Below are 23,686 nucleotides of genomic sequence, written 5' to 3' on the forward strand. Positions count from 1 at the left end.
TCACAACATCGAGCCGCACGATTTTCGTGCTCTCGTGGAAGACCTGTCGCGCCGCTCAATCCGACGAAAGCGCCGGCAGGTGGCATTCCCCGGAAAAACCGGGGCGCTCGCGTGGTCCCACCGGTGGATGGTGCGCAAATAGCGCGTCAACTTACCGCAGGCGCGTCACGCCGCAAGTCCTGCCGCATCCGCGATGCCGATGAGGCGTCGCGCCAGTGCGCTCACCCGACGAGCGTGTTGCGATCATACCTAAGTATGATGCGGTCAACCTGAGAACCTATCGACGCACCCGCGCGTAGAATGGATCGCACGCACCGCCGAATTACGCTGTTCCCATGACATTCGGGCAAGGCAGTCAGGCCTGGCCGGGTCGAAAACGGGAACAAGGAGATTCGACGATGTCGTTGCAGATGTCACGCTCACAGACAATCAAGGATCATGACGTTCGCGCGATCGATATCTCGACGATCGATCGCGATCGCCTCGGGCTGTCGAAACTCCCTGGCCGGTTCGACGAAGGCGGGTCAATGCTCTCTTTCGTCCATCTGGATATGGCCCTGGCGGTCGAGCATGCGGCAGACGTCGAACGTTCTGCCGTTCGCGGGCCTGGCTTCAGGCTCTCCGCAAAACTGCTCGCGGGACCGCCTGCCGAGAGCGAGCGGGCGTTTGCAGCGGGAGAATTCACCGATCCGGTTATGCGGCGCCTGTCCGATGCGCTCGCAGCGACCGAAGCCACGCACGACGCCCATTCCGCCATCATGGCCGACGCCCTGCGGCTTGCGATCCTCACCCGGACGTTCAGCCGGCAGGCCTCCGGCGCACGGGCCGAGCTCGACCCGGCCGACGCCATTCACGAGGAGGACGCCGGCCGGCCCGTACGGTCGCTGCAGAATTGGCGTCTCAAGCGTGTCCTGCAATATGTCGACGAGAATCTGACTGGCAAAATAGCACTTCAGGACATGGCCGCCGTCGCCGGCCTGAGCAGGATGCATTTCGCCGCGCAGTTCCGTGCGGCCGTCGGCGTTCGGCCTCATGAATATCTGCTGAGGCGTCGCATCGAGCGTGCCCAGGAGCTGCTCAAGCAGGCCGAAATTGCACTCGTGGATATCGCCTTGACCGTGGGCTTCCAGACCCAGGCGCATTTCACCACGGTGTTCAAGCGCTTTGTCGGCGATACGCCGTATCAATGGAGGAGCGCCTATCTCGCGCAATTCATGCCGCTGCCGCGCGCAGGAGCAGGCCCGTCATGAACAACATTGGCATTCAAGCCCTTCTGCTGCCGCTCGTGAGCACTCATTTGATGCCGACGCACCATGACCTCATGGGGATGATCGAGTTTGTCCGAGCTCTCGGCAGTTCGTACCGCCTGGCTGCGTCAGAGCCAGAGAGCAGCCTTTTCTATGGACGTCTCGCCCTCAACTTCTGTCGGGGCGCTGTGATGTGGCTAGCACGGTAGGCGGCTGAGCCTTTATGGCTACCTTGCCGCGATTCAGGCGCAAGCATCCCCGCACAAACGCGGCAGAAGCTGCCGGGTTGCGGGTCTTGGCGGACCGCTCAACGAAGCCTGTCCATATGTGTCGTCGGTTCAAGCGCACGTCGTCATGCGCCGAGCAAACCAACGCACAGGCGCGCTGATGATCTGGCGCGGCATCCGAACGACGAGCGGGATGCGCGGCAAAATTCCCAAACATAACAAACATAAGAAGAGAAAAACGGAAATTGCCGAGAGAGCGCACGTTCTGAGCCGAGGGCAGGAACCCTATTTCCTCACGCTCGATCCAATAGACGGTTGGCCGGGGGGAGTACGGCTCCCCTTGGCGTTTCGAGCAATGATCTCGCTAGCGTCGGAAGGCCTCGCGGCGCTGTCTAGCGCGCCGCGATCTCGTTGCGCCATGCCCAAGCTCGGGCACACGATGGGGTCGTCGCTGCGGGTGCAGCCATAGACCCAGAACTCGCCGCCAACCGACCAGATTTCGATGCGGGCCTTACCGATAGATCAGCCTCACGCCAGCGCTCTCTCAGCCGACGACCGCTTGGCGGCGACCTTCGCGATGGTAGCGCGGGAACAGTTGGTGACGCGCTGTATGGTGTTCCACGACTTGCCCTCGGCGAGCATGTCGGCGATGTCGCTGTTGCGCTCGGTGTTCTCGGGGCGGCCTTTGAACTTGCCTTCGGCCATCGCCCTGCTGATGCCCTGCGCCTGTCGGCGGCGGGCGATCTTCAAAATCTTTTCTTCCGATTGCGGCCAGCATGTCGAGCAGCATGCCGTTGATCTCATGGCGCGCGACGGCCCAGTTTACGCGCCGTACTTCGAAAGGCTGGAGCGCGAGATCGCCGCGAGGCCGACGACGTGATGGCCCGCGCCAAGCGCTTCCTGGATGAAGTTAAGCCGCCGCTCTCTTTGACGCATCAGTCGACGTGCTGAAGGCGATGGCAGTCAGATATTTCAGCTTCAACGCGAGCCCGCCGTCGCCATATTTGGGCTTGTCGATGCGATGGCCCATCATCTCGCCAATCAGCTCCTCCGGCGCCTCGACTGCCTTCAAGCGATCCTTGAAGCTGTGACGGAACGAATAGATCTTGTGCTTATCGGTTGGCAGCAGCTTCCTCTTGGCGAAGTGCTTCATCAGCGTTGCCGAGAGCGACGATCCCTTGTCGAAGTAGCGCGGGAAGCCCTGCGGATGCCGCTTCATCGACTCCAGCGCATAGCCGACCAGCGGAATGTCGCGCTCACTGTGCTCGGTCTTGAGGACGCGGCCCTCGGCCTCGATGCGGATGTAAGGAACCTCGGCATCAACCACGATGCGAGAGGCGGTGAGATTGACGACCTCGCTCGGCCGCGCCGGTCTCCATCACGACATAGACGACGTCCCGCGCCTCATCGTTCAATTCATCGAGCTTGCCGGGCGCGAGGATAACGTGGCGGATGAAGTCCACGGAGAAAGTGGCGCGTTGACCATCGCGACGGCCTCGATGCGGGTGCCGGCGAAGACGTCGTCGAGCCCCAGCTTGAGCCGCTTGTTGACCGCGCGGATCATGCCGCCGATGTGCGTGATGTCCTTGTTCGCGGTGCCGGCGCCGATGCCCTCGGTGATGACGCGCTCCTCCCACCAGTCGGCGAACGCCAGGGCGTCGTCGCGGATGAACTGGTGCAGGGCCTTGTCGCCGGTCCTCTCGATCAGGATTTCCACCGCGCGCTTCTTGGCAGCCTTCCACTTCCGAGCCTAATCCGGCGACATCCTCGACAAGGAGAGCTTCTGGCTGATCTCGTACTCGTCGAAGAACTGGAACAGCATGATCGCCGGCTTCTCGACCGCGCCCATGGCGGCCCTGCTCAGAGCTGGGTTGTCTCGATCGTCCCGCCGAGGATCAGCGTCTCGATGCGCCGGAGAACCTCCTCGACAGGTGCTGACGCGCCAACGGAGGGCGTCTGGTAGTCAAGCCCCAGCGAGCGCGCGAGCTTCACCGCGTCCAGATAGGACTGCTTCGCCTCGGCCGTCTTCTTGTCGGCCAGACCGCGCCAGTAGGATTCCAGCGTCTCGTTCATCCGGGCCGCGATCCGGCTCGCCTTGGTGCCGGTGCGGTCGGTCGCGACCTTGATCTTGGTCGAGAGCTTGACGTTGCCGCGCGTGTCCAGGTGCTCGTACTCGACCGGCACCCGCCGCAGGAAATGCCAGACGCCATGACGGACGGTCAGATACTGCGGCTCGCTCTTAATTGGCGCCCCTGCGCTGGACGTTTTGTGAGACGTTTCGTCGCATGAGCGTCAAGCAAATCGAGTATGCGGCTGATTTAACAGGATATTTTGGGAGTGGTGTTGGCGCTCCCTAGCGGAATCGAACCGCTCTCTCCACCGTGAAAGGGTGGCGTCCTAACCGATAGACGAAGGGAGCAAACCCAGGGCCCCGTCGCTTTTCGCGGCACGGCCACTGACCGCCCGAGTCGTGCCCGGCGGCTGCAGCGGGCGAACCTATAATGGCCTTTGGCGCCCTGGGCAAGCCGTTCGGGAACGCTCTTTTGGGCCGGTGGACAGCCGCCCCCGGGATCATTCGGGGGGCGAATTCAACGGTTTCTTAGGTTCCCTGGGCTAGCGCTGGAAGGGGAGAATTTGAGCCTATGCCACAGCCCAAGAAGCGCGCGGCCCGCAAGTCGCTGTCGCAGCACGCCTGGATCACGCTCGACGGCGGGTTCGCGGCACGGCAATGCCTGGTCCAGGATATCTCCGATACCGGCGCGAAGATCACGATGGACGAGGATGCGAGCCAGCTCCCGGGCACAATCCGGATGGCCTTCGCACGCGATGCGCGGACCGGGCGGAGCTGCCAGGTGGTCTGGCGCCGCGGCAAATCGGCCGGCATCAAGTTCATCTGACCGCGGGCGAAGCGACCCCAGCGGCTCACCATGGCGCGTGGCGCCGGTCCGGGCTAGAACGGCCCGCATGCGTGCGCTGCTCCTCATCCTCGTCTCGTTGCTAGGTACATCCGCGTCCGCGGCAGAGGCCTTGCGTCTTCCGCCCGCGGAGCGCCCACAGGCCGGCAAGGCCTTGCCGCTGAAGGGCGCGGGCGGGACGGCGAAGGCGGGCTCCTGCGCCTCCTATGGCCGTGGATTCTATATGGTCGAGAGCACCGGGACCTGCGTCAAGATCGGCGGCTCGATCAGCGTCGAAACCACGGTCAGGCGCTGAGGCCGCATGCCGCCGGATATCATGCGGCCCGAGATCATCGTCCCGTTCGTGATGTATTGCGCGCTGCTGTGGTGGGTCGGCCGCGGCCTGAGCTGGACGGCAAAGCTGGCCACCGCGGTCGTGTCGCTCGTGGTGATCGTCGGCGTGCTGCTGGTCGAGCGCGGCTGGCCTTGAGGCCCCCAAAACAAAAAACGCGAAAACAACCCCATGCACAGTAGCCGTCAAGTCCCGGCGGCGCGCGGCAAAATGGCGATTCATCGTGCTCTCAACGGACTTTAAGCCGCGTCAGCGGCTCACGACATCGGCGGGGCCACATATTGCGCAAAACCGGGCCGCTTGCCGAGTTCGGCGAGCCAGCGCGTCAGATGCGGCTGCGCGGGCCGGGTGATGCCCTCGACGCCGAGCCAGCGCCGCGCATAGGCGCCGATCGCGATGTCGGCGAGCGTGAACGCATCGCCGTCCATGAACGGGCGCGATGAGAGCAGGCGGTCGGCGATGGCCCAGACCTCGGCGGCGGCATCGGCATCCTGCTGCACCCTGATCATATCGCGCTCGGCGGGCGGCGTGCGCACAATGCCCCAGAACACCGGACGGTCGACCGGCTGCACCATCGACAGCGTCCAGTCGAGCCAGCGGTCGACACTGGCGCGCAGCTTCGGCGCTTCGGGATAGATCGGCGTGCCGCGCCCATGCGCGAGGCAGAGATAGCGCATGATCGAATTGGACTCCCACAGCGCGAAGTCACCCTCGACCAGAGTCGGGATCCGCGCGTTGGGGTTCATCGCGAGATAGTCGGCCTCGCGGGTCTTGCCAAAAGCCATGCCGGCGTCGATGCGCTCATAGGGCAGGCTGAGCTCGGTGAGGCACCACAGCACCTTCTGCACGTTGACTGAATTGGCGCGGCCCCAGATCGTCAGTTTTTGGTCCGGCACATCATCCTCCCGCAGCGTTTGTTTCGGCGCGGGTGATAGCGGAATTCACTGCGGCGAGCGATGCGCGATTGCGCCGATCCTCTTATGCAAAAAGGTCCTCGTGCAAAAGGTCCTCATGCAAAAAGCTCCGCGCAAGGCGGAGCTTTCATTGCAAGCAAGCCTGTCGCAAGTGAGCCCTACGTCAGTGGCCGAAGAACAGCCACAGCAGAATGATCACCGGGATCGGCACGCCAACCATCCAAAGCAATAATCCTCGTCCCATTGCGTCCTCCTCCAAATTGCATTGTCGAAGAGAGAACGCAGGGGGCGGGTGCTGGTTCCAAAGAGGCAGGCTTACCAGTGGCCGGTGTTGGGCATCGAGGACCACGGCTCCTGCGGCGCCTTCGGCTCGCCCTTCTGCAAGATCTCGATCGAGTGCAAATCCGGCGAGCGGACGAAGGCCATGTTGCCGTCGCGCGGGGGACGGTTGATGGTGACGCCGGCCTTTTGCAGCTTCTCGCAGGTGGCGTAGATGTCGTCGACCTCATAGGCGAGGTGGCCGAAGAAGCGGTCCTCGCCATATTTCTCCTCGTCCCAATTCCAGGTGAGCTCGACCAGCGGCGCGCCGCGCGATTGCGGCTGCTTCTTCAGCGCCTCGAGATCGTCCGACGAGCACAAGAACACCAGCGTGAAGCGCCCCTTGTCGTTCTCGATCCGCCGCACCTCCTTCAAGCCCAGCGCATCCTGGTAAAACTTCAGCGCGACATCGAGATTGCGCACGCGCAGCATGGTGTGAAGGTATCGCATGGTTGTTGCTCCCTGGGGTGGATGGAGGGGTTTTTGGTTTGGGCCGGGACGGCGGGTAGCAAATAGCAGGAAAGTCGGAGGAGGGGCAGGGGCCGCGTGCACATGCACGTGAGGAGGAAATGGCGGGTGGACCAAAGCCGCAGGGCCGGCAAGGTGGCGATCGCAAATGAATTTAATGCACTGGACTGCACCCCCTCAAGTGCGACACGGCAGAGACGGTGAGCGCATCATGTTGACTTATCCGTCAGGCGTTGCCCCGAGGCTCGCGGAGCGAGCAGGGTACCTAACTTATCAGACAACCGGGACCACCTCATGCGTCGCTGCTCCACGGGTGGAATCGCCACGATGGTGAAAAGTTGAAGATGTGAGTTAGTGGAAATCATGCGCCGTGTTTTGGAGCCTTCCAACAGGGCTGATTAAGGCGTTGGCAGATGAACTCCTGCGGAGATGACGCGACTAACCGCTATGGCCAGTATCTTAGGCGAGCTTCTGTTCGCACTTATCCGCTCGATTGTTGCTGGATGGGCGTATGCACTCTGGGTCAAACTGGCGACATGGCTCGACCCGAAAATCCAACCGCGTTGGGTCAAGGTTGCCGTAGGAGTCCTCCTCGGCTTGGCAGCCTTTTTTATGAGTCCGACAGTGATGGGGCTGTTGGGTCTTTGAAAACAATGAAATCCATTCTCATCGTCGCATTGGCGGCCGGAGCGCTCGTCTCGACGGTGCTGCTCGTCATCGAGCAGCTAACCGACCACTCCATCGCTGTGATGGCATGGGAGATGCCCGGCATCTCCGCAGCTTACCTTTTCTGGGGAGCGGTAGACAGTTCCGTTTTTTTGGGCGTAGCCATCGCTTGGGCCGTGAATGCAATCGTTTACGGGGCGCCCGCCTTCGTCGTCCTTGTCGTCGTCAAGCTGGCAATTCGCCGTCTACCGAAGTGGCCTCGCAATTCCGGTGACAGTGCTGGATGTTGACCTATCCGTGAGGCGTGGCCCCGAAGCTCGCAGAGCGAGCAGGGTCGCGTGAGAACTGACCGTTCCGGTGCGCCCATTGTTCCGGTGCGCCCATTATTGTGAGGAGTGCAGAGTGCATTGCAACGATGCGTTTGGTGAGGGTGCACTTGCCGGGAACAGTTAGTTGTCAGCGCGTACCGATGCGTTGATGTCGCGGGCAGAAACGGAAAATGCGTCCCGTCGAACATCCCTATTGCGTCCGGTTGTCACCCGGCAGTGCGTTGGACAACGCGGCTTCGCTCGACAGGTTTCGCAAGCTTCGAACGTGAGCTATCGGGTCTGAAGAAAGACTGTGGATAGCCCGCTCGTGGCCCATCCTTCGAGACGCCCGCCTGCGGCGGGCCCTCAGGATGAGGTCGGTCTTGCGGCGAGACATCAGTCCCCGTCAGACCCTCGCTACGAAACGGCCGCGCCGCTTTGTGGAAAGCGACGCGGCCGAAAGGCAAGCCGTGCAGGAGCCTGGCTTACTTCATGTTGCTGCGGGTCTTGGTGCCGCCCTGGTCGCTGCCGGGGCCGGAGCCACCCTGGCCGGAGGCGTCGGGCCTCACCATTCCGCCCTTGTTCATGCGGTCATGGCTCATGCCGGTCGTGCCTCTGGTCATCGTGCCCTTGTTCGAGTTGGACATGCCGGGCTTCTGCATGTTGTCGGTCTGCGCAGCGGGGCCGGTCTGGGTCTGGGCAAAGGCGGAGCCGCACATGACGCCGAGGGCGGCGGTCGCAATGATAAGCTTCTTCATCTCAAACTCTTGGTTGGTTGTGTGCGCCAACGGGAGCGCAGAAGCCCGGTTCCTAAACCGGGCGTTCCGGAGCAAAGAAATTCTCGTCTGCAGCTAGGGTCTGTTGGGATTCATCTGGAGTTTATCGCGGCCGCGGCCAGATAGATCATTGAAGTGAAGCTCTGGTCGGTCTTGTCGGCGCGCATTGCGATGCGTTTGAATTCCTTGAGCTTGCCGAAGAAGTTCTCGATGAGATGCCGCCATTTGTACATCTCCTTGTCGATGGCGAGAGGCTGTGCACGGCGCGGATGCTGGGAGATGACGACTTTGGCGCCACGCGCTTCGAGTTCGGCGATGATGGCGTTGCTATCGAAGGCCTTATCAGCGATCAGCGCGTTGAAGGCCAATCCCTCGATGAGCGGCGGCACGCCCACCGTATCGAAACGCTGTCCCGGCAGGAGCACGAAGCGCACGAGATTGCCGAGCGCATCGGTGAGCGCCAGAATTTTGGTGGTCATGCCGCCTTTCGAGCGGCCGATCGCCTGGCTTTGCGTCCCCCTTTTGCGCCCTGACCGTGGCGGTGGACCTTGACGATGGTGGCGTCGACCATGGCGTATTCCATGTCGGGATCGTCGGAGATGGCCTCGAACAGCCGCTTCCAGACATCCGCCTTCACCCAGTCGCGAAAGCGCGTGGATGTGGATTCCAGTGGCCGAACATCGCCGGCAGATCCCGCCAGGGACTGCCGGTTCGGGCGATCCACAGAACGGCCTCGACAAACAGTCGGTTGTCCTTGCCGCTGCGGCCCGGATCTCCCGGCTTGCCAAGACAATGCGGCTCCATCTTCGCCCATTGGGCGTCAGTCAAAACGAATCGGTCCATCCCAAGCTTGAATCACAACCAAGCCCCGATGAGAATCCTGAATCCCAACAGACCCTAGGCTGCGATCCGTTGCGTGATAGGCGCCGTCAGTTGCTTGAGCACTTCCGCGTGCTCCAGGTCGGGAACCGCGATGGCCGTGTGGCTGTACATCACATGGGTTCGTGATTTTGCAATCTGGTCCAGGATCTCGCCGCCCTTGATGACGTGGAGGCCCATGCCCTGTTCGGACGGGAAGATCGCCAGCACCACGTCATAGGCCGTGATGACGGCGCGAAGCGCTTCGGCCTTGTCTTCGGCAATGTCGACAAACACACGAACGTCAGCCGCGAGTTCACGCAGCTCGTTAAAATCCAGCACTGTGGGGTACTCCAACGCAACGATACTGCGAGGAGCTTGGCGGGGTTAGGTTACTGAAGTCTCAACGGGGCATGCCCAGACACAGGTTTCACGACGAGATGACTCCGCGAGGCAGGTCACCTGATACGCAGGTCACTTGATGCTCAGTTCACTTGGCGTACCCTTGGGAGCGGAGCCACGCGATCTTGCGATCTCCGTTGATCCAGTCGTCGGCATCTGCCTTGCTGGTGAAGCCCTTGATTTCGCGCTGTTCGCTGCCCGGGTAATCCGCCAGGATTTTCCAGTCGTTGTCTGCAATGCGGACGGTTTTGAAGGTCACTTTTGTTTTTGCCATGCCCCATTATGCAGGAGATGGCCTGAAAAGAGAACCTGCCTTGTGATGGTCGTCCGCGTGGCTCGGGCGCAGAGCTCGGGTCGGGCCTGATGGGCGTGGTCGGGTCGGTCCCGAAAAGGCGAAAGCCCCGCCTGGGGGAAAGCGGGGCTCTCTGATGGAGTGAAGTTTGGGGACTTCAAAGAGTTAGACGCCTCAGCCGGCGAATGGTTCAATCCAGTAGCGGCGCTGGCTGCGGCATCTTTTCGGGGGCGTCCGGGCCCCCCGCAGAACCCCTGCTTGCGTTTTAGGCCTCGATGGGTTCTAAGCCCCGTCACTTCATGAAAGTTGGCATGAATCAGAAGCGCGTTGCGCGGTCGGACCGCCTCCTGAGCAAAGCCTGCTCGCGCGCACAGAAGGAAATTCAGACATGGCGAAGATGACGAAGACCCAATTGATTGATGCAATTGCCGAGGGCACGCAGCTGTCGAAGAACGACGTGAAGTCGGTCATCGAGTACATGGCGACGGTTGGCTACAAAGAGCTCAACGAATCCGGCGAGTTCGTCATTCCCGGCTTCGCGAAGATGTCGGTGGTGAACAAGCCTGCGACCGAAGCCCGCATGGGCGTCAATCCCTTCACCAAGGAGCCGATGCAGTTCGCGGCGAAGCCGGCAAGCAAGTCGGTGAAGGCCTCGCCGCTGAAGGTGGCCAAGGACTCCGTTTAAAGAGCACTCCGTCTAAAAAGCACTCCGTCTAAAAAGAGCGCCGTCCAAGGCGCTGGCATTTTTCGTTGCGGCGGCTTGCTTCGCGAAGCGCCGCAACGAGCGCCGTGTGATGGCGCGGGCTGGAAGGAACTCTCGGGCTGTGTCAGGCTTTGCTTCCGACAGGGAGGAAACCCTATGGCCAGCTTAAGCGAGGAAGAGATTCGAAACCGCGCCTATCACCTCTGGAAAGAGGCCGGCGAGCCCGCGGGGACGATGGACACCTTCTGGTACGAGGCCGAGAAGGAGCTGCTCGCCGAGCGGCGCAAGCAAGGCGAAGTGCCGCCGGGGATGACCGACAATTTGCCGGTCTGACGGAGCCGTCAAAGAAAAACCCCGGACCTTCGGACCGGGGCTCTTCGAGCTGGACGGCCGCGTCGCGACACGCCGCCAGCACCACTGAATTCGCCGGGACAACGTGCAGCGGGACAAACGTTCCGGCCGCTACTCCGGCTTTGTCGACACGTCGATGATCGCCGGCGTATCGACCTGGCGCTCGCGCCAGACGACGAAATCGCATTTGGGATTGAGCCACTGATATTCGGAGCCGCGCACCTTCAGGTGCGCAAGCGCTGCATGGTGTGCACTGGTCTCGTCCGGCGCCTCGACCATGATCTCCACGGTCTCCTCGATCTGACGCACCACCTCGACGGCGTAGTATTTTCTGATCACGGTCCCCTCGCTCCGGAGAGTGTAACGGGGAGAGCCGAACTGCGTTCCCGCAAGAAAAACCCCGCGCTCGCGCACGGGGTTCTCGTGGCTGACGGCGTTTGGGATTTCAGCGCCTGGCCGCCAGCCGTCTCTCAAGCCTAAGGTTGAAACTCCAAAAAGCAACCGCGCCAGCGCGATGGATGGTTCAAGGCAATGTGCCCGGCGAATTTCGCGGGGAGGGGGACTGGACTTTTTGTTCTTATTTTGTTCTAGTGAATCATCTCTTTTGGAGGTGTGCCATGACCGTCGAGAAACAACGCGAAGTGATCAGGCTCTGGAATCAACTCAGGAAGCTCGAGGGCCCGGCCGCGGAAGAGCTCCGCATCCAGATCCTCGACTGCTTTTCGGAGAAGGCGTTTTCGGAGAAGGATTCGGCGAAGCGAGCGGCGTGACGAGCGTCGCGCTATTTCGCTGATCACGGGCGACTGCGCCCGGCTTCACTGATCGTTAGGAATCGTTTTGCGCTGATTTTCTCGACTCTGATTCGTTCTTTGCGAACGAAATGGAGTCGGATGCAGAACAAGCCGTGGCTTCTGTATCGATGCGGGACACGCGTCTCCAAGCCAAGCCGGAGTGATGCTTCGCACGGTCCGGTCCTTGCGTCCTCGTTACAAGATGAGGCGAGGGAGACGCGACCCGGATGCGTGCTGGTTTCTCGAGATGTTCGCCGAGATCGCAAAAGTGTTTTGGTACGATCGGCATCCGCGCTTGCGCAAAGGCAGGTCGTCGGTGCCGCAGGCGTCGCCGCGATCGACATCAGACGACACGATGTGATCGAGCGCTCGGTTGCGATGGTGCGCTCGTTCGCGTGCAAACGAATTGTTAAGGGTTGCTTCGCGTGGTTTCGTCTATTCCGATTCGTTCTTTGAGAACGAAAGGCAGGCGAAGCTGGAACAAAGCCGGTCGGCAAACGCGCGAATCGTCTCATCATCGTCTCGACGCTCTCCCTGTCCGGCGCTATCGTTGCTCCCGCGGCGGACGCAACATGAAGAACGGGCTTTATTCCATCCACATCCACATGCTCGACGGCGTAAAGGGCCGCGACAGCGGCGTGCTGATCTTGCGGGACGGCCTGCTGCTCGGTGGCGGCCCTTACTTCTGGTCGCGCGGCTCCTACACGATCGGCCGCGGCACGTCGAAGAACGGCCCTTCGAAGGACGGCACTTGGAAGGGCGAGCTTGCCACCAACCAGCATACGCCGTTCGCCGATGGCCTCACCCGGCCGCTGTTCGGCGGCGAGGAGGCGACGAGCGGCTTCTCCGGGACGTTCAGCGACGACGCGGCCGAGGTGTTCGGCACCGTGCTGGTCGCAGGCCATCGCAGCCTCGGGTTTCGCGCCAGCTTGAAGCGGCTCGCCGAGTTCTAAAGACGCTTCGCAAACTCCTAACGGAAGCTTGCCGCAAAGCCGATAACCCTATTCGGTTAGGTTAAAAACCCAATCGCGTTGCGCTTGCCTCTACTTGGGATAGGTCTGTCCGGCGAAGACAGGCAACGACTTTGCCAAAGAACCAATTTTGCCAAGAACGAATTCATGACACCATTTTCAGAACCGTCCTTTTATCAAGGCGACCGCCACACCTACCGGCGCGTCGCCATCGTCGGCACGCTGTTCTGTCTCGCTTTCGTGGTGATCAGCTTCTCGCTGCGCCCGCAGCTCGAAGACACGCGCGTCGCGGTCAAGGCTGACAGGCTGATGCGCACGGCAGGCCAGGCGCCGCACGCCAACTAGCGCTCGTCGACGGAACTATCCGGATACGCGACACGGCGGTTTGCGAGCGTCACGAAGCCGGCATAGCCGGACAGGTTGACTAAAATTTCAAGCCAAACGGGCATGTCGTGTCTCCTGTCGTGAAGGCAAGCTCAACGTGCGTATGCGCCCCCCGTTCCGGGCCTGCGAGAGTTCCGTTCGAGTGTGGCGTCAGAGCGGCGAGGAGGGGTCGATCCGCCGTCCTAGGGTCGCGACGGATGAGCTCGACGGTGTCTCTTTCAGAAACTCGGCAATGGCCCGCGCCAGCTCGCCGTCGCTCATTGGCGTCGGCGGCGGACGCAGCGTGCCGACACCGAAATTGCGGACGATCTCGTCGTAATGCTCGTTGCCGGATCTGGGAAGGAGCCTGCGAATTCGGGCCAGCAGCGCGGATATTGGCATTCTTTCCTCCTCGATCATCCGCCCCTTGGCAGCAATGATCGTCCGCTGCCATTTGCCTCCCGTGAAACTGAAAACCCCGCCAGCATCGCGAAGATACTGACGGGGGTCTTCGTGCTGTTGCCTCAACCGGATAGCGGAGGCTTCCGCACTTGCAGGTGCAATCGCGCCCGATCGATTTCGTTCCCCTCGTTTCGTAATTTTGACGGCGCTGAGTTCCGCAGCCTGCGCGCAACCATCGCGCGGCGGCGGCGTTGCCTCTGCGAATATCACGGAGGAGGTCATGAAGAAGACATTGGCAATTTTGGCTACCGTTGCGGCCGTCGGCGTGACCGCGATTGCTGCGCCTGCGCCCGCCGAGGCGCGTGGTCGCGGCATCGGCCCGGGCCTCGCGTTTGGCTTGGCTGCCGGCGCCATCACCGCGGGCGCTGTCGCAGCGTCCCGTCCTTACGGCTACGGCTACGGCTACGGCTACGGCCCGGGGTATGGCTACTATGGTCGCCCGGCCTATGGTTACGGCCCTGGCCCGTACGCCTATTATGGCGGTGGACCGTACTATCGCCGCCACCATTATTACCGTCACTGGTAACGGCTGGACCAAATGAAAAGCCCGGGGCAATGCTCCGGGCTTTTTTCATGGATGGGTGATCTGGTGTCTTACGGCCAGAGCGAGGGCCGCTCCACCTTGCGGGCATTGTCGAGCGTCGACACGAAATACTCTTCACGCTCGCGCTTGAATTTTTCCTGCGTGGCACGGAAGGCGGCGACACGGGCGGCGATCTCTTCGCGTTCGCGGATTTTGCGTTGTTCGTCCTCGGTCATGTCAAATCCCCTCTACACGTGGAGTATGTGTACACTCCTGAACTCAAGCACTGCCGCCGCAATCGCGTTGAGTCGCGTCAACATATGCATTGGCGCTTCTGATTGGGGCGTCAATGGGGAGGAGGCATTGCAGGATTGTGATATGCGAAGGGCGGAAAGAATTGCCGACCACGCTTGCGGGGCAGTGGATAAGAGCGTCAACAGTCTTGTCGCTTGCGCACATTGCAGCTAGCGCAAAAACAAATCAGCAAAATTAATCAGTAAAACAAACCGGCAAAACAAAAAGGCAAAACAAACGGGAGGCGGCGTTGATTGCATCGGATCTTCGCAGCGGCGTCGAATGTCTCGGCGACATGATCGCCGAGGCCAAACGGATCGTGCCGTTCACCGGCGCCGGCATCTCGACCGAATGCGGCATCCCCGACTTCCGCTCGCCGGGCGGAATTTGGACGCGCAACCGTCCGATCCCGTTCGATGAGTTCGTCGCCAGCCCGGAGGCGCGTGACGAATCCTGGCGCCGGCGCTTTGCGATGGAGGAGGTCTTCGCGGCCGCCAAGCCTGGCCGCGGCCATCGCGCGCTCGCCGCGCTCTACCGCGCAGGCAAGGTTCCCGCGATCATCACCCAGAATATCGACAATCTGCACCAGGCCTCGGGCTTCGCTGCAGAGCACGTGATCGAACTTCACGGCAACACCACTTATGCGCGCTGCATCGGGTGCGGGCAGGCCTATCCGCTCGACTGGGTGAAGCGCCGCTTCGACGAGGCGGGCGCCGCGCCCAACTGCACCGCGTGCGACGAGCCGGTGAAGACTGCCACGATCTCCTTCGGCCAGATGATGCCCGAGGACGAAATGCAGCGTGCAACCGCTTTGTCGCAAGCCTGCGACCTCTTCATCGCGACCGGTTCCTCGCTGGTGGTATGGCCGGCCGCGGGCTTTCCGATGATGGCGAAGAGATCAGGTGCACGTCTGGTGATCATCAACCGGGAGCCGACCGAGCAGGACGATATCGCCGACCTCGTGATCCGCCACGACATCGGCGAAACGCTCGGGCCCTTTGTCGCTAATTGAGGCGGTAGTTTGATTCGCGGCCGTGCAAGCTGTTCATAGGTTCCGGCGAATCTCTTTTTTGTCTATGCGTCGCAACCGGGAGTGTTATCTTTTGAGTCGAAAGATTCGCGTCGCGTCGAGTTGAGAAGATTCTCTGTTGGGAAGATTCTCTAGATTCTCTAAAGACGCGTGATTCGGCGCCGCTATTCAGGCGGGTCGCATGGCATGTGTGGGGTCCGGGGTTATGGGGTCGTCGGACGGATTTGAGTCCAAGAAGGTCGGAGTTCCCTCCGTGGGCGAACACGGCGGTGGTGGTCGCGACAGCGCGCTTAGTCCCTTCACCGAACTTGGTGAGGGCAGCGCCAATCTCGTCGCGGTTCACGGCGTTATCAAATGGTTCGATGCCTCAAAGGGCTACGGCTTCATCGTTCCCGACAATGGCTGGCCCGACGTGCTTCTGCACGTTACTGTGCTTAGGCGTGACGGCTTCCAGACCGCTTACGAGGGCGCCCGCATCGTCGTCGAGTGCATCCAGCGCGCCAAGGGCTACCAGGCCTTCCGCGTGGTTTCGATGGACGAATCGACCGCGATCCATCCGGCGCAGATGCTGCCGCCGCGCACCCATGTCTCGGTCACCGCGACCAGCGGGCTGGAGCGAGCCCAGGTCAAATGGTTCAACCGGCTGCGCGGTTTCGGCTTCCTGACCTGCGGCGAGGGCACGCCCGACATCTTCGTGCACATGGAGACACTGCGCCGCTTCGGCATGACCGAACTGCGGCCCGGCCAGTATGTCCTGGTCCGCTTCGGGCCCGGCTCCAAGGGCATGATGGCGGCCGAGATCCATCCCGAGACGGGGTCGCCGGTCTCGTCCCACTAATTCCAATTCCCGCGATCGTGAGCAGAGGCGCGTTGGCTGACCGGCGCGCCTCTGGCTTTTCCGGCGACCGCCGCGTAAGGACTGGCCCAGTCCCACGCCTCGAGTGCCGTCCATGAATTTCGATCGAAAGGCCGTCTTCGCCGTTGCGAAGGGCTGGCTTGCCGCCATCCTCGTCGTCGCCGGCTGTGCCGTCGCGAGCGCACCCGTCCGCGCCGCCAGCTTCCAGCCGCTCGAGATCGTCACCAAAAACGGTGTGCAGGTGTTCTCGGTCGAAATCGCGACGACGGAGGAGGAGAAGCAGACTGGCCTGATGTACCGCAAGGAATTGGCCGACGGCAAAGGCATGCTGTTCGACTTCAATCCCGAGCAGGAAGTCTCGATGTGGATGAAGAACACCTATGTGTCGCTCGACATGATCTTCATTCGCGCCGACGGCCGCATCCTGCGCATCGCCGAAAATACCGAGCCGATGTCGACCAGGATCATCTCATCCAGGGGGCCCGCGCGCGCCGTTCTGGAGGTGGTGGCGGGGACGGCGCAAAAATACGGCATCCGCGCCGGCGATCGCGTCGGCCACCCGCTGTTCGGTAGCAAGTAGGCGGGAAGGGGTTATTGCCCCCGTCCCTGGCGGTCTTTTTAGGAAGCTTGCGGGGGCGCCTTGGAAAGGCTTGCTGGCGCTTTGGGAAGCGTGTATCGACGGGGCTCGCCGGACATTCGGGGTATAGCGCAGCCTGGTAGCGCGGCAGTTTTGGGTACTGCAGGTCGTTGGTTCGAATCCAGCTGCCCCGACCAGCGATTTCAAGTACTTACGGCAGAAATGCAAAGCCCGATCTTCCCAGTAATTTGGATTGGGAAGACCATGGGAAGTCTGAACGCTTAGCGGGCTTGCGGGCTCGGCTGCCGCGGCACCGTACCGGCCGGCATCTCGATCAGGGCGACGCGCTCAAGGGACAGAGTGCTCTCCTCCGCCAGATCCAGGCAGATGCGCTCCATGCGCGCGAGCTCGTCGATGTCGCGCTGATGTTGTCACCCGGCCGATCAGACTCCGGCACCGCAACCGTCGTCAAGCCCCGCAGCCCTAGTTCTTATTTTGCAGCTGTTGCGCCCGCTCACGATACATCGTCATTTCAAGCTCGAACGTTTTTCGCTCGGCATCTGATCGCTGCCTGCGGCTCAATTTGCGAAGTGCAATGGCCTTGGCTATCGCGCGTTGAGCGCGGTCCAACAATTCCTGGGTCTTGGGACTGAATTGCTCTGTCACACAAGCACTCCCTGCTAGCAGGCGGGGGAGCGCTATGGCGTCTCTCAGTCAGCGGCGCCCGATACCGTGGCCGCTGATGGCAGCTAACGTATCACGAGCGCGGCGGAGGTCCTATTCAGGCGCCTGCAGGCCGGGAGACGCCAGCCACTCGCTCATGTACGAGCCGGTTTCAGCTTGTCGGGCCTTGCGGATCAGTGCCTCGCGGGCAGCGCCCGGTGGAAGTGTGTTGGCTTTCTCGCGAAGTCGCTTCGCTTCCTCGGTAAGCCGTACTTCGAGTGGGGAGGATTGGATGATCCTGCGTCGTGGCGCCATGGTCATACTCCAGCCAATGAACTCGCGCCCAACGTACAATGATGGTTCCGGTTCCCGCAAATCAGGCACCTGTGATCGTCAAAATGGTGAGAAGCGGGAATTGGTCATGAATGACCATGTCACCGAGGGGGCTTACTCTTTTTCCTCGGTCCAGGTCTGTGGTCCAGGTCTGCGCACCGCATTCGCACTTGAACATGCGAACTATTTTACCGTTTTGCGGGTTGAGCATTTTCAAGACGGAAAGAGGCTTCCTGCCGCACTCGTCGCAGGGCTTAACCGGGTTGGATCAAAACTGGAAAACACTTCGTTCTTGAAATCGCGATCCACTGCTATCACCACACCATCGAGCGACACTAAGTACCATAGTGCACACTCGTTCTCGAACTGGCGGAGCGATATCGGGTGGCGCTGGAAACGGCCACGGACATTTTCACGCGCCACCACCTCGAAGCGATGGAACACAGTTACCGGACTAGGCGGACAGCGAACGGGCGCTCCGAAAATCTGGACGGATGGTCGATGCCCTAGGGTCTGTTGGGATTCAGGATTCTCATCGGGGCTTGGTTGTGATTCAAGCTTGGGATGGACCGATTCGTTTTGACTGACGCCCAATGGGCGAAGATGGAGCCGCATTGTCTTGGCAAGCCGGGAGATCCGGGCCGCAGCGGCAAGGACAACCGACTGTTTGTCGAGGCCGTTCTGTGGATCGCCCGAACCGGCAGTCCCTGGCGGGATCTGCCGGTGATGTTCGGCCACTGGAATAGCACATTCACGCGCTTTCGCGACTGGGTGAAGGCGGATGTCTGGAAGCGGCTGTTCGAGGCCATCTCCGACGATCCCGACATGGAATACGCCATGGTCGACGCCACCATCGTCAAGGTCCACCGCCACGGTCAGGGCGCAAAAGGGGGACGCAAAGCCAGGCGATCGGCCGCTCGAAAGGCGGCATGACCACCAAAATTCTGGCGCTCACCGATGCGCTCGGCAATCTCGTGCGCTTCGTGCTCCTGCCGGGACAGCGTTTCGATACGGTGGGCGTGCCGCCGCTCATCGAGGGATTGGCCTTCAACGCGCTGATCGCTGATAAGGCCTTCGATAGCAACGCCATCATCGCCGAACTCGAAGCGCGTGGCGCCAAAGTCGTCATCTCCCAGCATCCGCGCCGTGCACAGCCTCTCGCCATCGACAAGGAGATGTACAAATGGCGGCATCTCATCGAGAACTTCTTCGGCAAGCTCAAGGAATTCAAGCGCATCGCAATGCGCGCCGACAAGACCGACCAGAGCTTCACTTCAATGATCTATCTGGCCGCGGCCGCGATAAACTCCAGATGAATCCCAACAGACCCTAGACAAGCTCGGCAACGGCGACAAAGCAAAATAGGCTAATGCGGCGGGCGCTGACGCCCTGCGCTTGCGGAGGCTTTTGAGCTCCCTCCAAACCCTTGGCGCTCATTCTCTGCGCAACGCGACTTCTGCGCGATTTTTCAAGGCATTGGGGCGAAGTGGCCGCGCAGAAATTCGCAAGATTTCGTCGAACCTTTGAGCGTCGCGATAGACATACGAGTGTTGGGGGATTTCAGCGCCCAATGCCTAACGGACGCCGCCAAGCGATGATATTCCGCTTGCGCGGCGTTGCGCTTTTCGAAGGTTCAGTTCGTGGCGTACCAGCCGAGCGGAAACGGCAGGAACGGCCAGACCAATTGATTGTCGTTGGCGGCCTTCCGCGGCTCTTGCTCCGGCGTCTTCGCGAACAGCGCAGGTGGCGTTGATCGCAGCGCTAGGCGCAGGCATGCACATTGCAAATTCATCGTGGTCGCCCCAGCCCATCTATGTTTCTCAAAATTTATGTCGGCTTAAAATCACTGCGCGCTCTCAAAACGGCGCGCTCATTCTCAAATCGTTCGTTCATTCTAGAAAAATTGGCGCCGGCTTTCAACCTGTCTTGCTGCTCCGTCCCGAGAAGTAAGGTTGATCGGTTAGGTTAAGGGCGAGCGATTGTTGCAGCAGGCTTAGCGATCGTCATCAGATCGGTCCCGGCGCGCGACGGACTGCCCGAAATTCGTGTTCACACGAGATCACAGTTCGTCGCGGCGCTCGTATCCTGTGAGTTCTGCATCATGTCTTTCGATCGCAACCTCCGAACCGTCGGTCCGCAGGCGAGCTGGACGGAGATCTGGCACCTCTGGACCGTGCTCGTGCCGCGCCGCTCGATCAACGGGCAGCTCGTTTACGGCAGGGTCTGGCGCCGCCATGACGGCCGCGACTGGATCTACAAGAGATTCACCGAGTTCGACAGCGAAGCCGCGGCCTGAACGGCATTGCTGCTGACCGGCGCGGTATCGCTGCCGCCCCTTCAAGTAGCCTTTGCCGCCGCGGCTGCCGGCTTGGGCGGCGGCGGCTTCAGCGGCTTGTCCTGCTTCTTCGACCACGAGATGTAATAGGCCACCGTCGTCATGATCGCGATGCCGGCGACGCTGACGAAGATCTGCGCGAACAGCGAGCCCGAGCTCATCGACAGCTCGAAATGGCCGACGAAGGACAGGAACACGCCGACGCAGAACACGGCGAGCGATTGCTGGCCGCAGACGATGATCGGATCGAACCCTTTCCATTCCAGGCCCGGCCAGTCCTTCGGCACGAAGCGGATCACCAGGATCACGATCACGACGAAGTGGATGAAGCGGTAGGGCGCGAGGTTGGTCTTGTCGTTCGGGTTGAACGCCGAGAACAGCCATTCCGGGAACATGCCGGCGAGGGTCGGGAAGCGGCCGGCCATGGTCATGACCAGCGCGAACAGCATGTAACCAAGACACAGCCACAGCGTGATCGGCGCGTTGATCAATGTCATCGAGCGCCGCGCGCCGCCCATGGCGCACCAGGCGCCGAACACGAACAGCACCTGCCAGCAATAGGGGTTGAAGTACCACTGGCCGGCCGGATAGGCGTTCAAGTTCAAGCCGAAATGGCGGGCGGTCAGCCACAGCGCGATGGACAGGACCATCGTCAGGTCAGGCTTGCGCAGCATGAACCAGAGCACCGGCGGAAACAGCCCCATCAGCACGATGTAGAGTGGCAGCACGTCGAGATTGAGCGGCTTGAAGCGCAGGAACAGGCCCTGGCGCAGCGTCTCGGTGGCGTTGTCGACGAGACCGGCGACGTTGAACTCGTTGATCATCTCGGAATCGCCGAAGCGCAGCGCCAGATAGCTGATCGAGGCGATGTAGATCACGAACAGGATGATGTGGGCGACGTAGAGCTGCCAGACCCGCTTGGTCAGCCTCGTGGCGCCGACGAGGAAGCCACGCTCGAGCATCATCCGGGCATAGACGAAGGAGGCGGTGTAGCCGGAGATGAAGACGAACAGGTCGGCGGCGTCGGAAAAGCCGTAGTTGCGGGTGGTGATCCAGTTCACCACGTTGTCGGGGATATGGTCGAGGAAGATCGCCCAGTTCGCGATGCCGCGAAACAGGTCGAGCCTGAGGTCACGGCCCTTCTCGGGGAGCGTGGCGTTGATGTTCAGGAAGGCCATGCGACGGGAGCTTTCGGAGGGGACGGACAGGCTGATGTCAGCGAGGCAGTAGCGCCGGGCGGGATCCCGGCGCGGAACGCGGGTACGCAATTGTCACGGTGCAGCATAATGACTATACCCGTCGGCGAGCCACCCCGGGGGCCGGAATCACCGATTCAGTTCCCAAAAGGCGTCTCTATACTATGCCCGCGGTTTCCACCAACTGCTACCGTGACGCATCGAAATCGAACGAAAAGACGAACAAGAGGCCCGGACCATCCATGACCGCACGCATTTTCAAGCCCGCCAAGAACGCGATGCAATCCGGCCGGTCGAAGACCAAGGAATGGCAGCTCGACTACGAGCCCGAGCAGCCGCGCGCGGTCGAGCCGCTGATGGGCTGGACCTCGTCCGGCGACATGAAGCAGCAGATCACGCTGCACTTCCACAGCAAGGAAGAGGCCGTCGCCTATTGTGAGCGCAAAGGCGTCGCCTACCAGGTGATCGAGCCCAAGGAGTCGGTGCGCCGGCCGGTTGCTTATTCCGACAATTTCTCGTTCCGCCGCGGCGAGCCCTGGACGCATTGAGGGGCGGGCCACGCGCCCAAGACTCTCGTCGTGCCCGGGCTTGTCCCGGGCATCCACGTTTTAGCATCCGCGTAAAAGCTTGGATGGCCGGGGCATAGGCGAGCGGAAACGACGGCGTCCTTCGTGCGGTTATGCCCGGCCACGACGCGGATTCTTCCCACCGTGCTGCCTCTTGGCACCAATTCCGCCGCGTGCTTCGCTGACGTGCATGACGGGCTCATGACGAGGTGGGGTATGGCGGGGCGTGACCAGCTCGACGGCGTCGACTTGAAGATACTAGCCGAGTTGCAGCAGGACGGGCGGGTTCGCAACAACGAGCTGGCGCTGCGCGTCGGCGTGTCCGCTCCGAATTGCCTGCGGCGGCTGAAATCGCTGTTCAGCCGCGGCGTGATCCGGACGGTGCGCGCCGTCATCGACGAGCGGCTGCTCGGCTACGAGGTGGTGTCGTTCGTCTCGATCCAGCTCGGCAGCCAGGCGCAGCCGGTGCTGGCGGCGTTCGAGAGCTCGATATCAGCGATCCCGCGCATCCAGCAGTGCTGGCGGATTTCGGGCGACACCGACTATCTTCTCAAATGCGTGGCGCCGAGCGTCGAGAGCATGCGCCAGCAGCTGCTGCATTTCGCCGCGATGCCCAACGTGAAGAACGTCCGCAGCTTCCCCGTGCTGGGCGTCGCGAAGGACGTGCCGTTGCCGCTGCAGGGGATCGCGGCGGCGGGATAGGCAGCATGACAGTCCGCGGTTCTGCGCACTGAAGCGTGGCGAATAAATACCTCGTGGCGCATCCTTCGAGACGCCCGCTTTGGGCGGGCTCCTCGGGATGAGGCCTTGTTTGGCGGCGAAATGTCAGAACCTGGTGAGGAGCGCCGCCTCGCGGCGCGTCTCGAACCATAACGCCCGCGTCTCACCGGTACCGGCCGCGAAACTCGCGTGGGGACGCGCCGGTCCACGTGCGGAAGGCGCGGGAAAAGCTCTTTTCGTTGCGGAAGCCGGCGATCTCCGCGATCCGCTTGATCGGGGTGCGCCCGCGCATCAGCTCTTGCTTGGCGAGCTCTAACTTTGCCTCTTCCTTGAGATCGCGCAGCGAGGTTGCCTCCTCGCGCAGGCGCCGATGCATGGTGCGGGTGGAGAGCGCGAGTTCTCTCGCAACATCCTCGGCGCCGAGACTGCGTCCGCGCGCATTGCGAAGCACGCGGCGGACGCGCTCGACCAGCAGCCGGTCGCGCCGATAGGGCAGCACGGTCAGCCGCAGCGCACCCTTGAGCATGTTGTCGAGATCACTGGCGCTGCGCGTGAGCGGCAGCGAGAGATAATGCTTGTCGAAGATGATGCAGGCGTGGTCCGCATCGAAGCGGATGGTCCGGCAAAAGATGGTCGGATAGACCGAGACATGGCCCGGCTCCGAGTAAGGGAATTCCGCGGCGCGGAGCGCAATTCTGGAATCGACCGCCCAGCAGGAGAAACCCAGGACATAGCGGAGCAGGGTGACCAGGCAGAATTCGCGCAACGGTCCGAGGTCGCGCAGTTCGCGGATGGAGACGACCGCGGTTTCCTCGCCGACCGCGAGATCGAGCAGCACGTCCTCGGTGAGGAGGCGATGATGCCGGCACCAGCGCTTGAGCGCGACCTCCAGCGTCGGGGCCGTGATCGAAGCGCGGCAGAGCATGCCATAGGTGCCGAAGGGCAGGCGCCGCGAGAACCAGCCGAGCGCCTCGTCATCGAGCTCGCGCATCGCATGGCCCGCCAGGGCCTCGAATTGGCCGGCTGTGACCCGGCCACCCGGAGAATTGACCAGGTCTGGCGCTACCTGACCCCGGCTCAGCGCCTCGGTCGGATCACGGCCGTAGCGTTCGTAAGCGGCAACGACGCCGCGGACGAAGGCGGCAGGGGTCACGGCGCGGCGCGGGATCGCGGTTGCGACTTGAAAGGGCATCGGAAATCCTTCGGGAAAATCCTCGCCAAGTTTGGCGG

General features: G+C 61.8%; 34 protein-coding genes, 2 tRNA genes and 1 pseudogene. 19 read left to right on the top strand and 18 right to left on the bottom strand.

Annotated elements, in window-relative coordinates; translation table 11 throughout:
• Positions 1-398 precede the first annotated feature (398 nt).
• On the top strand, positions 399-1,250 hold the full coding sequence (locus tag ACVWYI_RS19655; RefSeq protein ID WP_456662943.1) for a helix-turn-helix domain-containing protein: 852 nt from the start codon (positions 399-401) through the stop codon (positions 1,248-1,250).
• Between the two features lie 752 nt (positions 1,251-2,002).
• Here the strand turns inward: ACVWYI_RS19655 and ACVWYI_RS19660 are convergent.
• The 5 genes from ACVWYI_RS19660 to ACVWYI_RS19680 form a co-directional block, all read right to left on the bottom strand.
• On the bottom strand, positions 2,003-2,224 hold the full coding sequence (locus tag ACVWYI_RS19660) for a hypothetical protein (protein ID WP_456662944.1): 222 nt from the start codon (positions 2,222-2,224) through the stop codon (positions 2,003-2,005).
• A gap of 160 nt (positions 2,225-2,384) precedes the next feature.
• On the bottom strand, positions 2,385-2,801 hold the full coding sequence (locus tag ACVWYI_RS19665; protein ID WP_456662945.1) for a hypothetical protein: 417 nt from the start codon (positions 2,799-2,801) through the stop codon (positions 2,385-2,387).
• 84 nt (positions 2,802-2,885) lie between these two features.
• Positions 2,886-3,191, bottom strand: a complete 306-nt coding sequence (locus tag ACVWYI_RS19670; RefSeq protein WP_456662946.1) for a hypothetical protein — start codon at positions 3,189-3,191, stop codon at positions 2,886-2,888.
• 143 nt (positions 3,192-3,334) lie between these two features.
• The gene (locus ACVWYI_RS19675) at positions 3,335-3,658 is read right to left on the bottom strand and encodes a hypothetical protein (protein WP_456662947.1); all 324 of its coding nucleotides are present in this window, start codon (positions 3,656-3,658) and stop codon (positions 3,335-3,337) included.
• A 160-nt stretch (positions 3,659-3,818) separates the two neighbouring features.
• Positions 3,819-3,893 (bottom strand) — tRNA-Glu (locus tag ACVWYI_RS19680).
• Positions 3,894-4,116: 223 nt separating this feature from the next.
• On the opposite strand from ACVWYI_RS19680, the gene ACVWYI_RS19685 reads away from it, so the two are divergent.
• The 3 genes from ACVWYI_RS19685 (at position 4,117) to ACVWYI_RS19695 (ending at position 4,858) form a co-directional block, all read left to right on the top strand.
• On the top strand, positions 4,117-4,371 hold the full coding sequence (locus tag ACVWYI_RS19685; RefSeq protein ID WP_247445634.1) for a PilZ domain-containing protein: 255 nt from the start codon (positions 4,117-4,119) through the stop codon (positions 4,369-4,371).
• A gap of 67 nt (positions 4,372-4,438) precedes the next feature.
• Positions 4,439-4,684, top strand: coding sequence for a hypothetical protein (locus tag ACVWYI_RS19690; RefSeq protein ID WP_247342383.1), 246 nt, complete (start codon positions 4,439-4,441; stop codon positions 4,682-4,684).
• A gap of 6 nt (positions 4,685-4,690) precedes the next feature.
• Positions 4,691-4,858: a hypothetical protein gene (locus ACVWYI_RS19695; RefSeq protein ID WP_247342386.1), complete on the top strand. Its 168-nt coding sequence runs from the start codon at positions 4,691-4,693 to the stop codon at positions 4,856-4,858.
• 119 nt (positions 4,859-4,977) lie between these two features.
• On the opposite strand, the gene ACVWYI_RS19700 is transcribed toward ACVWYI_RS19695, so the two are convergent.
• Both ACVWYI_RS19700 and ACVWYI_RS19705 read right to left on the bottom strand, forming a co-directional pair.
• Positions 4,978-5,616, bottom strand: coding sequence for a glutathione S-transferase family protein (locus tag ACVWYI_RS19700; protein ID WP_456662948.1), 639 nt, complete (start codon positions 5,614-5,616; stop codon positions 4,978-4,980).
• A gap of 333 nt (positions 5,617-5,949) precedes the next feature.
• Entirely contained in the window at positions 5,950-6,402 is a 453-nt protein-coding gene (locus tag ACVWYI_RS19705; RefSeq protein ID WP_247445638.1) for a VOC family protein, read from the bottom strand.
• Positions 6,403-7,073: 671 nt separating this feature from the next.
• Here ACVWYI_RS19705 and ACVWYI_RS19710 point away from each other — a divergent pair.
• On the top strand, positions 7,074-7,376 hold the full coding sequence (locus ACVWYI_RS19710) for a hypothetical protein (RefSeq protein ID WP_456662949.1): 303 nt from the start codon (positions 7,074-7,076) through the stop codon (positions 7,374-7,376).
• A 503-nt stretch (positions 7,377-7,879) separates the two neighbouring features.
• Here the strand turns inward: ACVWYI_RS19710 and ACVWYI_RS19715 are convergent.
• The 4 genes and pseudogenes from ACVWYI_RS19715 to ACVWYI_RS19730 form a co-directional block, all read right to left on the bottom strand.
• Complete coding sequence (locus ACVWYI_RS19715) at positions 7,880-8,152, bottom strand: hypothetical protein (protein WP_354053209.1); 273 nt, start codon at positions 8,150-8,152, stop codon at positions 7,880-7,882.
• A 110-nt stretch (positions 8,153-8,262) separates the two neighbouring features.
• A pseudogene (locus ACVWYI_RS19720) lies at positions 8,263-9,013 on the bottom strand (IS5 family transposase).
• 54 nt (positions 9,014-9,067) lie between these two features.
• Positions 9,068-9,370: a hypothetical protein gene (locus ACVWYI_RS19725; RefSeq protein ID WP_354103420.1), complete on the bottom strand. Its 303-nt coding sequence runs from the start codon at positions 9,368-9,370 to the stop codon at positions 9,068-9,070.
• Between the two features lie 148 nt (positions 9,371-9,518).
• Entirely contained in the window at positions 9,519-9,704 is a 186-nt protein-coding gene (locus ACVWYI_RS19730) for a hypothetical protein (protein ID WP_247349109.1), read from the bottom strand.
• A gap of 406 nt (positions 9,705-10,110) precedes the next feature.
• Here ACVWYI_RS19730 and ACVWYI_RS19735 point away from each other — a divergent pair, with 406 nt between their 5' ends.
• Both ACVWYI_RS19735 and ACVWYI_RS19740 read left to right on the top strand, forming a co-directional pair.
• A complete protein-coding gene (locus ACVWYI_RS19735) occupies positions 10,111-10,407 on the top strand; it encodes an HU family DNA-binding protein (protein ID WP_071914190.1) in 297 nt (98 codons plus the stop codon).
• Between the two features lie 174 nt (positions 10,408-10,581).
• Positions 10,582-10,758, top strand: a complete 177-nt coding sequence (locus ACVWYI_RS19740) for a DUF2934 domain-containing protein (protein WP_247349108.1) — start codon at positions 10,582-10,584, stop codon at positions 10,756-10,758.
• 129 nt (positions 10,759-10,887) lie between these two features.
• Here the strand turns inward: ACVWYI_RS19740 and ACVWYI_RS19745 are convergent, their stop codons facing one another.
• Entirely contained in the window at positions 10,888-11,115 is a 228-nt protein-coding gene (locus ACVWYI_RS19745; protein ID WP_456662950.1) for a hypothetical protein, read from the bottom strand.
• Positions 11,116-11,393: 278 nt separating this feature from the next.
• On the opposite strand from ACVWYI_RS19745, the gene ACVWYI_RS19750 reads away from it, so the two are divergent.
• From ACVWYI_RS19750 to ACVWYI_RS19760, 3 genes are all read left to right on the top strand, one after another.
• Positions 11,394-11,546: a hypothetical protein gene (locus tag ACVWYI_RS19750; RefSeq protein ID WP_456662951.1), complete on the top strand. Its 153-nt coding sequence runs from the start codon at positions 11,394-11,396 to the stop codon at positions 11,544-11,546.
• A gap of 593 nt (positions 11,547-12,139) precedes the next feature.
• A complete protein-coding gene (locus tag ACVWYI_RS19755) occupies positions 12,140-12,520 on the top strand; it encodes a GrlR family regulatory protein (protein WP_456662952.1) in 381 nt (126 codons plus the stop codon).
• A gap of 165 nt (positions 12,521-12,685) precedes the next feature.
• Complete coding sequence (locus tag ACVWYI_RS19760; protein WP_275174558.1) at positions 12,686-12,883, top strand: hypothetical protein; 198 nt, start codon at positions 12,686-12,688, stop codon at positions 12,881-12,883.
• Positions 12,884-13,072: 189 nt separating this feature from the next.
• Here the strand turns inward: ACVWYI_RS19760 and ACVWYI_RS19765 are convergent, their stop codons facing one another.
• Positions 13,073-13,585 (bottom strand): hypothetical protein, encoded by a 513-nt coding sequence (locus ACVWYI_RS19765; RefSeq protein ID WP_456662953.1) that lies wholly within the window; start codon positions 13,583-13,585, stop codon positions 13,073-13,075.
• Here ACVWYI_RS19765 and ACVWYI_RS19770 point away from each other — a divergent pair.
• Positions 13,584-13,889, top strand: a complete 306-nt coding sequence (locus tag ACVWYI_RS19770; protein ID WP_456662954.1) for a hypothetical protein — start codon at positions 13,584-13,586, stop codon at positions 13,887-13,889. The two genes, ACVWYI_RS19765 and ACVWYI_RS19770, sit on opposite strands and share 2 nt — an antisense overlap.
• 68 nt (positions 13,890-13,957) lie before the next feature.
• Here the strand turns inward: ACVWYI_RS19770 and ACVWYI_RS19775 are convergent, their stop codons facing one another.
• Positions 13,958-14,122 (bottom strand): hypothetical protein, encoded by a 165-nt coding sequence (locus ACVWYI_RS19775; protein WP_015686271.1) that lies wholly within the window; start codon positions 14,120-14,122, stop codon positions 13,958-13,960.
• A 308-nt stretch (positions 14,123-14,430) separates the two neighbouring features.
• On the opposite strand from ACVWYI_RS19775, the gene ACVWYI_RS19780 reads away from it, so the two are divergent.
• From ACVWYI_RS19780 to ACVWYI_RS19795, 4 genes are all read left to right on the top strand, one after another.
• Positions 14,431-15,192, top strand: coding sequence for an SIR2 family NAD-dependent protein deacylase (locus tag ACVWYI_RS19780; protein ID WP_354103417.1), 762 nt, complete (start codon positions 14,431-14,433; stop codon positions 15,190-15,192).
• Between the two features lie 223 nt (positions 15,193-15,415).
• Positions 15,416-16,048, top strand: coding sequence for a cold-shock protein (locus ACVWYI_RS19785; protein WP_247349100.1), 633 nt, complete (start codon positions 15,416-15,418; stop codon positions 16,046-16,048).
• Between the two features lie 112 nt (positions 16,049-16,160).
• Positions 16,161-16,646: a DUF192 domain-containing protein gene (locus tag ACVWYI_RS19790; RefSeq protein WP_247349099.1), complete on the top strand. Its 486-nt coding sequence runs from the start codon at positions 16,161-16,163 to the stop codon at positions 16,644-16,646.
• A gap of 117 nt (positions 16,647-16,763) precedes the next feature.
• Positions 16,764-16,840, top strand: a tRNA-Pro gene (locus ACVWYI_RS19795).
• Between the two features lie 286 nt (positions 16,841-17,126).
• On the opposite strand, the gene ACVWYI_RS19800 is transcribed toward ACVWYI_RS19795, so the two are convergent.
• Together ACVWYI_RS19800 and ACVWYI_RS19805 are read right to left on the bottom strand one after the other, a co-directional pair.
• A complete protein-coding gene (locus tag ACVWYI_RS19800; protein ID WP_354103416.1) occupies positions 17,127-17,309 on the bottom strand; it encodes a hypothetical protein in 183 nt (60 codons plus the stop codon).
• A gap of 111 nt (positions 17,310-17,420) precedes the next feature.
• Complete coding sequence (locus ACVWYI_RS19805; RefSeq protein WP_456662955.1) at positions 17,421-17,621, bottom strand: hypothetical protein; 201 nt, start codon at positions 17,619-17,621, stop codon at positions 17,421-17,423.
• A 582-nt stretch (positions 17,622-18,203) separates the two neighbouring features.
• Here ACVWYI_RS19805 and ACVWYI_RS19810 point away from each other — a divergent pair.
• A protein-coding gene (locus ACVWYI_RS19810) for an IS5 family transposase (protein ID WP_456662956.1) occupies positions 18,204-18,955 on the top strand; the annotation gives its coding sequence in 2 pieces (ribosomal slippage) (positions 18,204-18,534 and positions 18,534-18,955; 753 coding nt in all).
• A gap of 785 nt (positions 18,956-19,740) precedes the next feature.
• The gene (locus ACVWYI_RS19815; protein ID WP_247349094.1) at positions 19,741-19,935 is read left to right on the top strand and encodes a hypothetical protein; all 195 of its coding nucleotides are present in this window, start codon (positions 19,741-19,743) and stop codon (positions 19,933-19,935) included.
• Positions 19,936-19,976: 41 nt separating this feature from the next.
• Here ACVWYI_RS19815 and ACVWYI_RS19820 read toward each other — a convergent pair whose 3' ends face one another.
• The gene (locus ACVWYI_RS19820; protein ID WP_354107446.1) at positions 19,977-21,152 is read right to left on the bottom strand and encodes an OpgC domain-containing protein; all 1,176 of its coding nucleotides are present in this window, start codon (positions 21,150-21,152) and stop codon (positions 19,977-19,979) included.
• Between the two features lie 260 nt (positions 21,153-21,412).
• Here ACVWYI_RS19820 and ACVWYI_RS19825 point away from each other — a divergent pair, with 260 nt between their 5' ends.
• Complete coding sequence (locus ACVWYI_RS19825; RefSeq protein WP_247349091.1) at positions 21,413-21,718, top strand: ETC complex I subunit; 306 nt, start codon at positions 21,413-21,415, stop codon at positions 21,716-21,718.
• 234 nt (positions 21,719-21,952) lie between these two features.
• On the top strand, positions 21,953-22,438 hold the full coding sequence (locus ACVWYI_RS19830) for an Lrp/AsnC family transcriptional regulator (protein ID WP_456662957.1): 486 nt from the start codon (positions 21,953-21,955) through the stop codon (positions 22,436-22,438).
• 181 nt (positions 22,439-22,619) lie between these two features.
• Here the strand turns inward: ACVWYI_RS19830 and ACVWYI_RS19835 are convergent, their stop codons facing one another.
• Entirely contained in the window at positions 22,620-23,648 is a 1,029-nt protein-coding gene (locus tag ACVWYI_RS19835; RefSeq protein WP_247349087.1) for an AraC family transcriptional regulator, read from the bottom strand.
• Between the last annotated feature and the right edge of the window lie 38 nt (positions 23,649-23,686).

This window comes from Bradyrhizobium sp. LB13.1, assembly GCF_054056815.1.

Coding starts and splice junctions, on each gene's coding strand:
- ACVWYI_RS19655 (WP_456662943.1), top strand. CDS start 399: ATGTCGTTGCAGATGTCACGCTCACAGACAATCAAGGATCATGACGTT.
- ACVWYI_RS19685 (WP_247445634.1), top strand. CDS start 4,117: ATGCCACAGCCCAAGAAGCGCGCGGCCCGCAAGTCGCTGTCGCAGCAC.
- ACVWYI_RS19690 (WP_247342383.1), top strand. CDS start 4,439: ATGCGTGCGCTGCTCCTCATCCTCGTCTCGTTGCTAGGTACATCCGCG.
- ACVWYI_RS19695 (WP_247342386.1), top strand. CDS start 4,691: ATGCCGCCGGATATCATGCGGCCCGAGATCATCGTCCCGTTCGTGATG.
- ACVWYI_RS19705 (WP_247445638.1), bottom strand. CDS start 6,402: ATGCGATACCTTCACACCATGCTGCGCGTGCGCAATCTCGATGTCGCG.
- ACVWYI_RS19710 (WP_456662949.1), top strand. CDS start 7,074: ATGAAATCCATTCTCATCGTCGCATTGGCGGCCGGAGCGCTCGTCTCG.
- ACVWYI_RS19715 (WP_354053209.1), bottom strand. CDS start 8,152: ATGAAGAAGCTTATCATTGCGACCGCCGCCCTCGGCGTCATGTGCGGC.
- ACVWYI_RS19730 (WP_247349109.1), bottom strand. CDS start 9,704: ATGGCAAAAACAAAAGTGACCTTCAAAACCGTCCGCATTGCAGACAAC.
- ACVWYI_RS19735 (WP_071914190.1), top strand. CDS start 10,111: ATGGCGAAGATGACGAAGACCCAATTGATTGATGCAATTGCCGAGGGC.
- ACVWYI_RS19740 (WP_247349108.1), top strand. CDS start 10,582: ATGGCCAGCTTAAGCGAGGAAGAGATTCGAAACCGCGCCTATCACCTC.
- ACVWYI_RS19750 (WP_456662951.1), top strand. CDS start 11,394: ATGACCGTCGAGAAACAACGCGAAGTGATCAGGCTCTGGAATCAACTC.
- ACVWYI_RS19755 (WP_456662952.1), top strand. CDS start 12,140: ATGAAGAACGGGCTTTATTCCATCCACATCCACATGCTCGACGGCGTA.
- ACVWYI_RS19760 (WP_275174558.1), top strand. CDS start 12,686: ATGACACCATTTTCAGAACCGTCCTTTTATCAAGGCGACCGCCACACC.
- ACVWYI_RS19770 (WP_456662954.1), top strand. CDS start 13,584: ATGAAGAAGACATTGGCAATTTTGGCTACCGTTGCGGCCGTCGGCGTG.
- ACVWYI_RS19765 (WP_456662953.1), bottom strand. CDS start 13,585: ATGACCTCCTCCGTGATATTCGCAGAGGCAACGCCGCCGCCGCGCGAT.
- ACVWYI_RS19775 (WP_015686271.1), bottom strand. CDS start 14,122: ATGACCGAGGACGAACAACGCAAAATCCGCGAACGCGAAGAGATCGCC.
- ACVWYI_RS19785 (WP_247349100.1), top strand. CDS start 15,416: ATGGGGTCGTCGGACGGATTTGAGTCCAAGAAGGTCGGAGTTCCCTCC.
- ACVWYI_RS19790 (WP_247349099.1), top strand. CDS start 16,161: ATGAATTTCGATCGAAAGGCCGTCTTCGCCGTTGCGAAGGGCTGGCTT.
- ACVWYI_RS19805 (WP_456662955.1), bottom strand. CDS start 17,621: ATGGCGCCACGACGCAGGATCATCCAATCCTCCCCACTCGAAGTACGG.
- ACVWYI_RS19815 (WP_247349094.1), top strand. CDS start 19,741: ATGTCTTTCGATCGCAACCTCCGAACCGTCGGTCCGCAGGCGAGCTGG.
- ACVWYI_RS19820 (WP_354107446.1), bottom strand. CDS start 21,152: ATGGCCTTCCTGAACATCAACGCCACGCTCCCCGAGAAGGGCCGTGAC.
- ACVWYI_RS19825 (WP_247349091.1), top strand. CDS start 21,413: ATGACCGCACGCATTTTCAAGCCCGCCAAGAACGCGATGCAATCCGGC.
- ACVWYI_RS19830 (WP_456662957.1), top strand. CDS start 21,953: ATGGCGGGGCGTGACCAGCTCGACGGCGTCGACTTGAAGATACTAGCC.
- ACVWYI_RS19835 (WP_247349087.1), bottom strand. CDS start 23,648: ATGCCCTTTCAAGTCGCAACCGCGATCCCGCGCCGCGCCGTGACCCCT.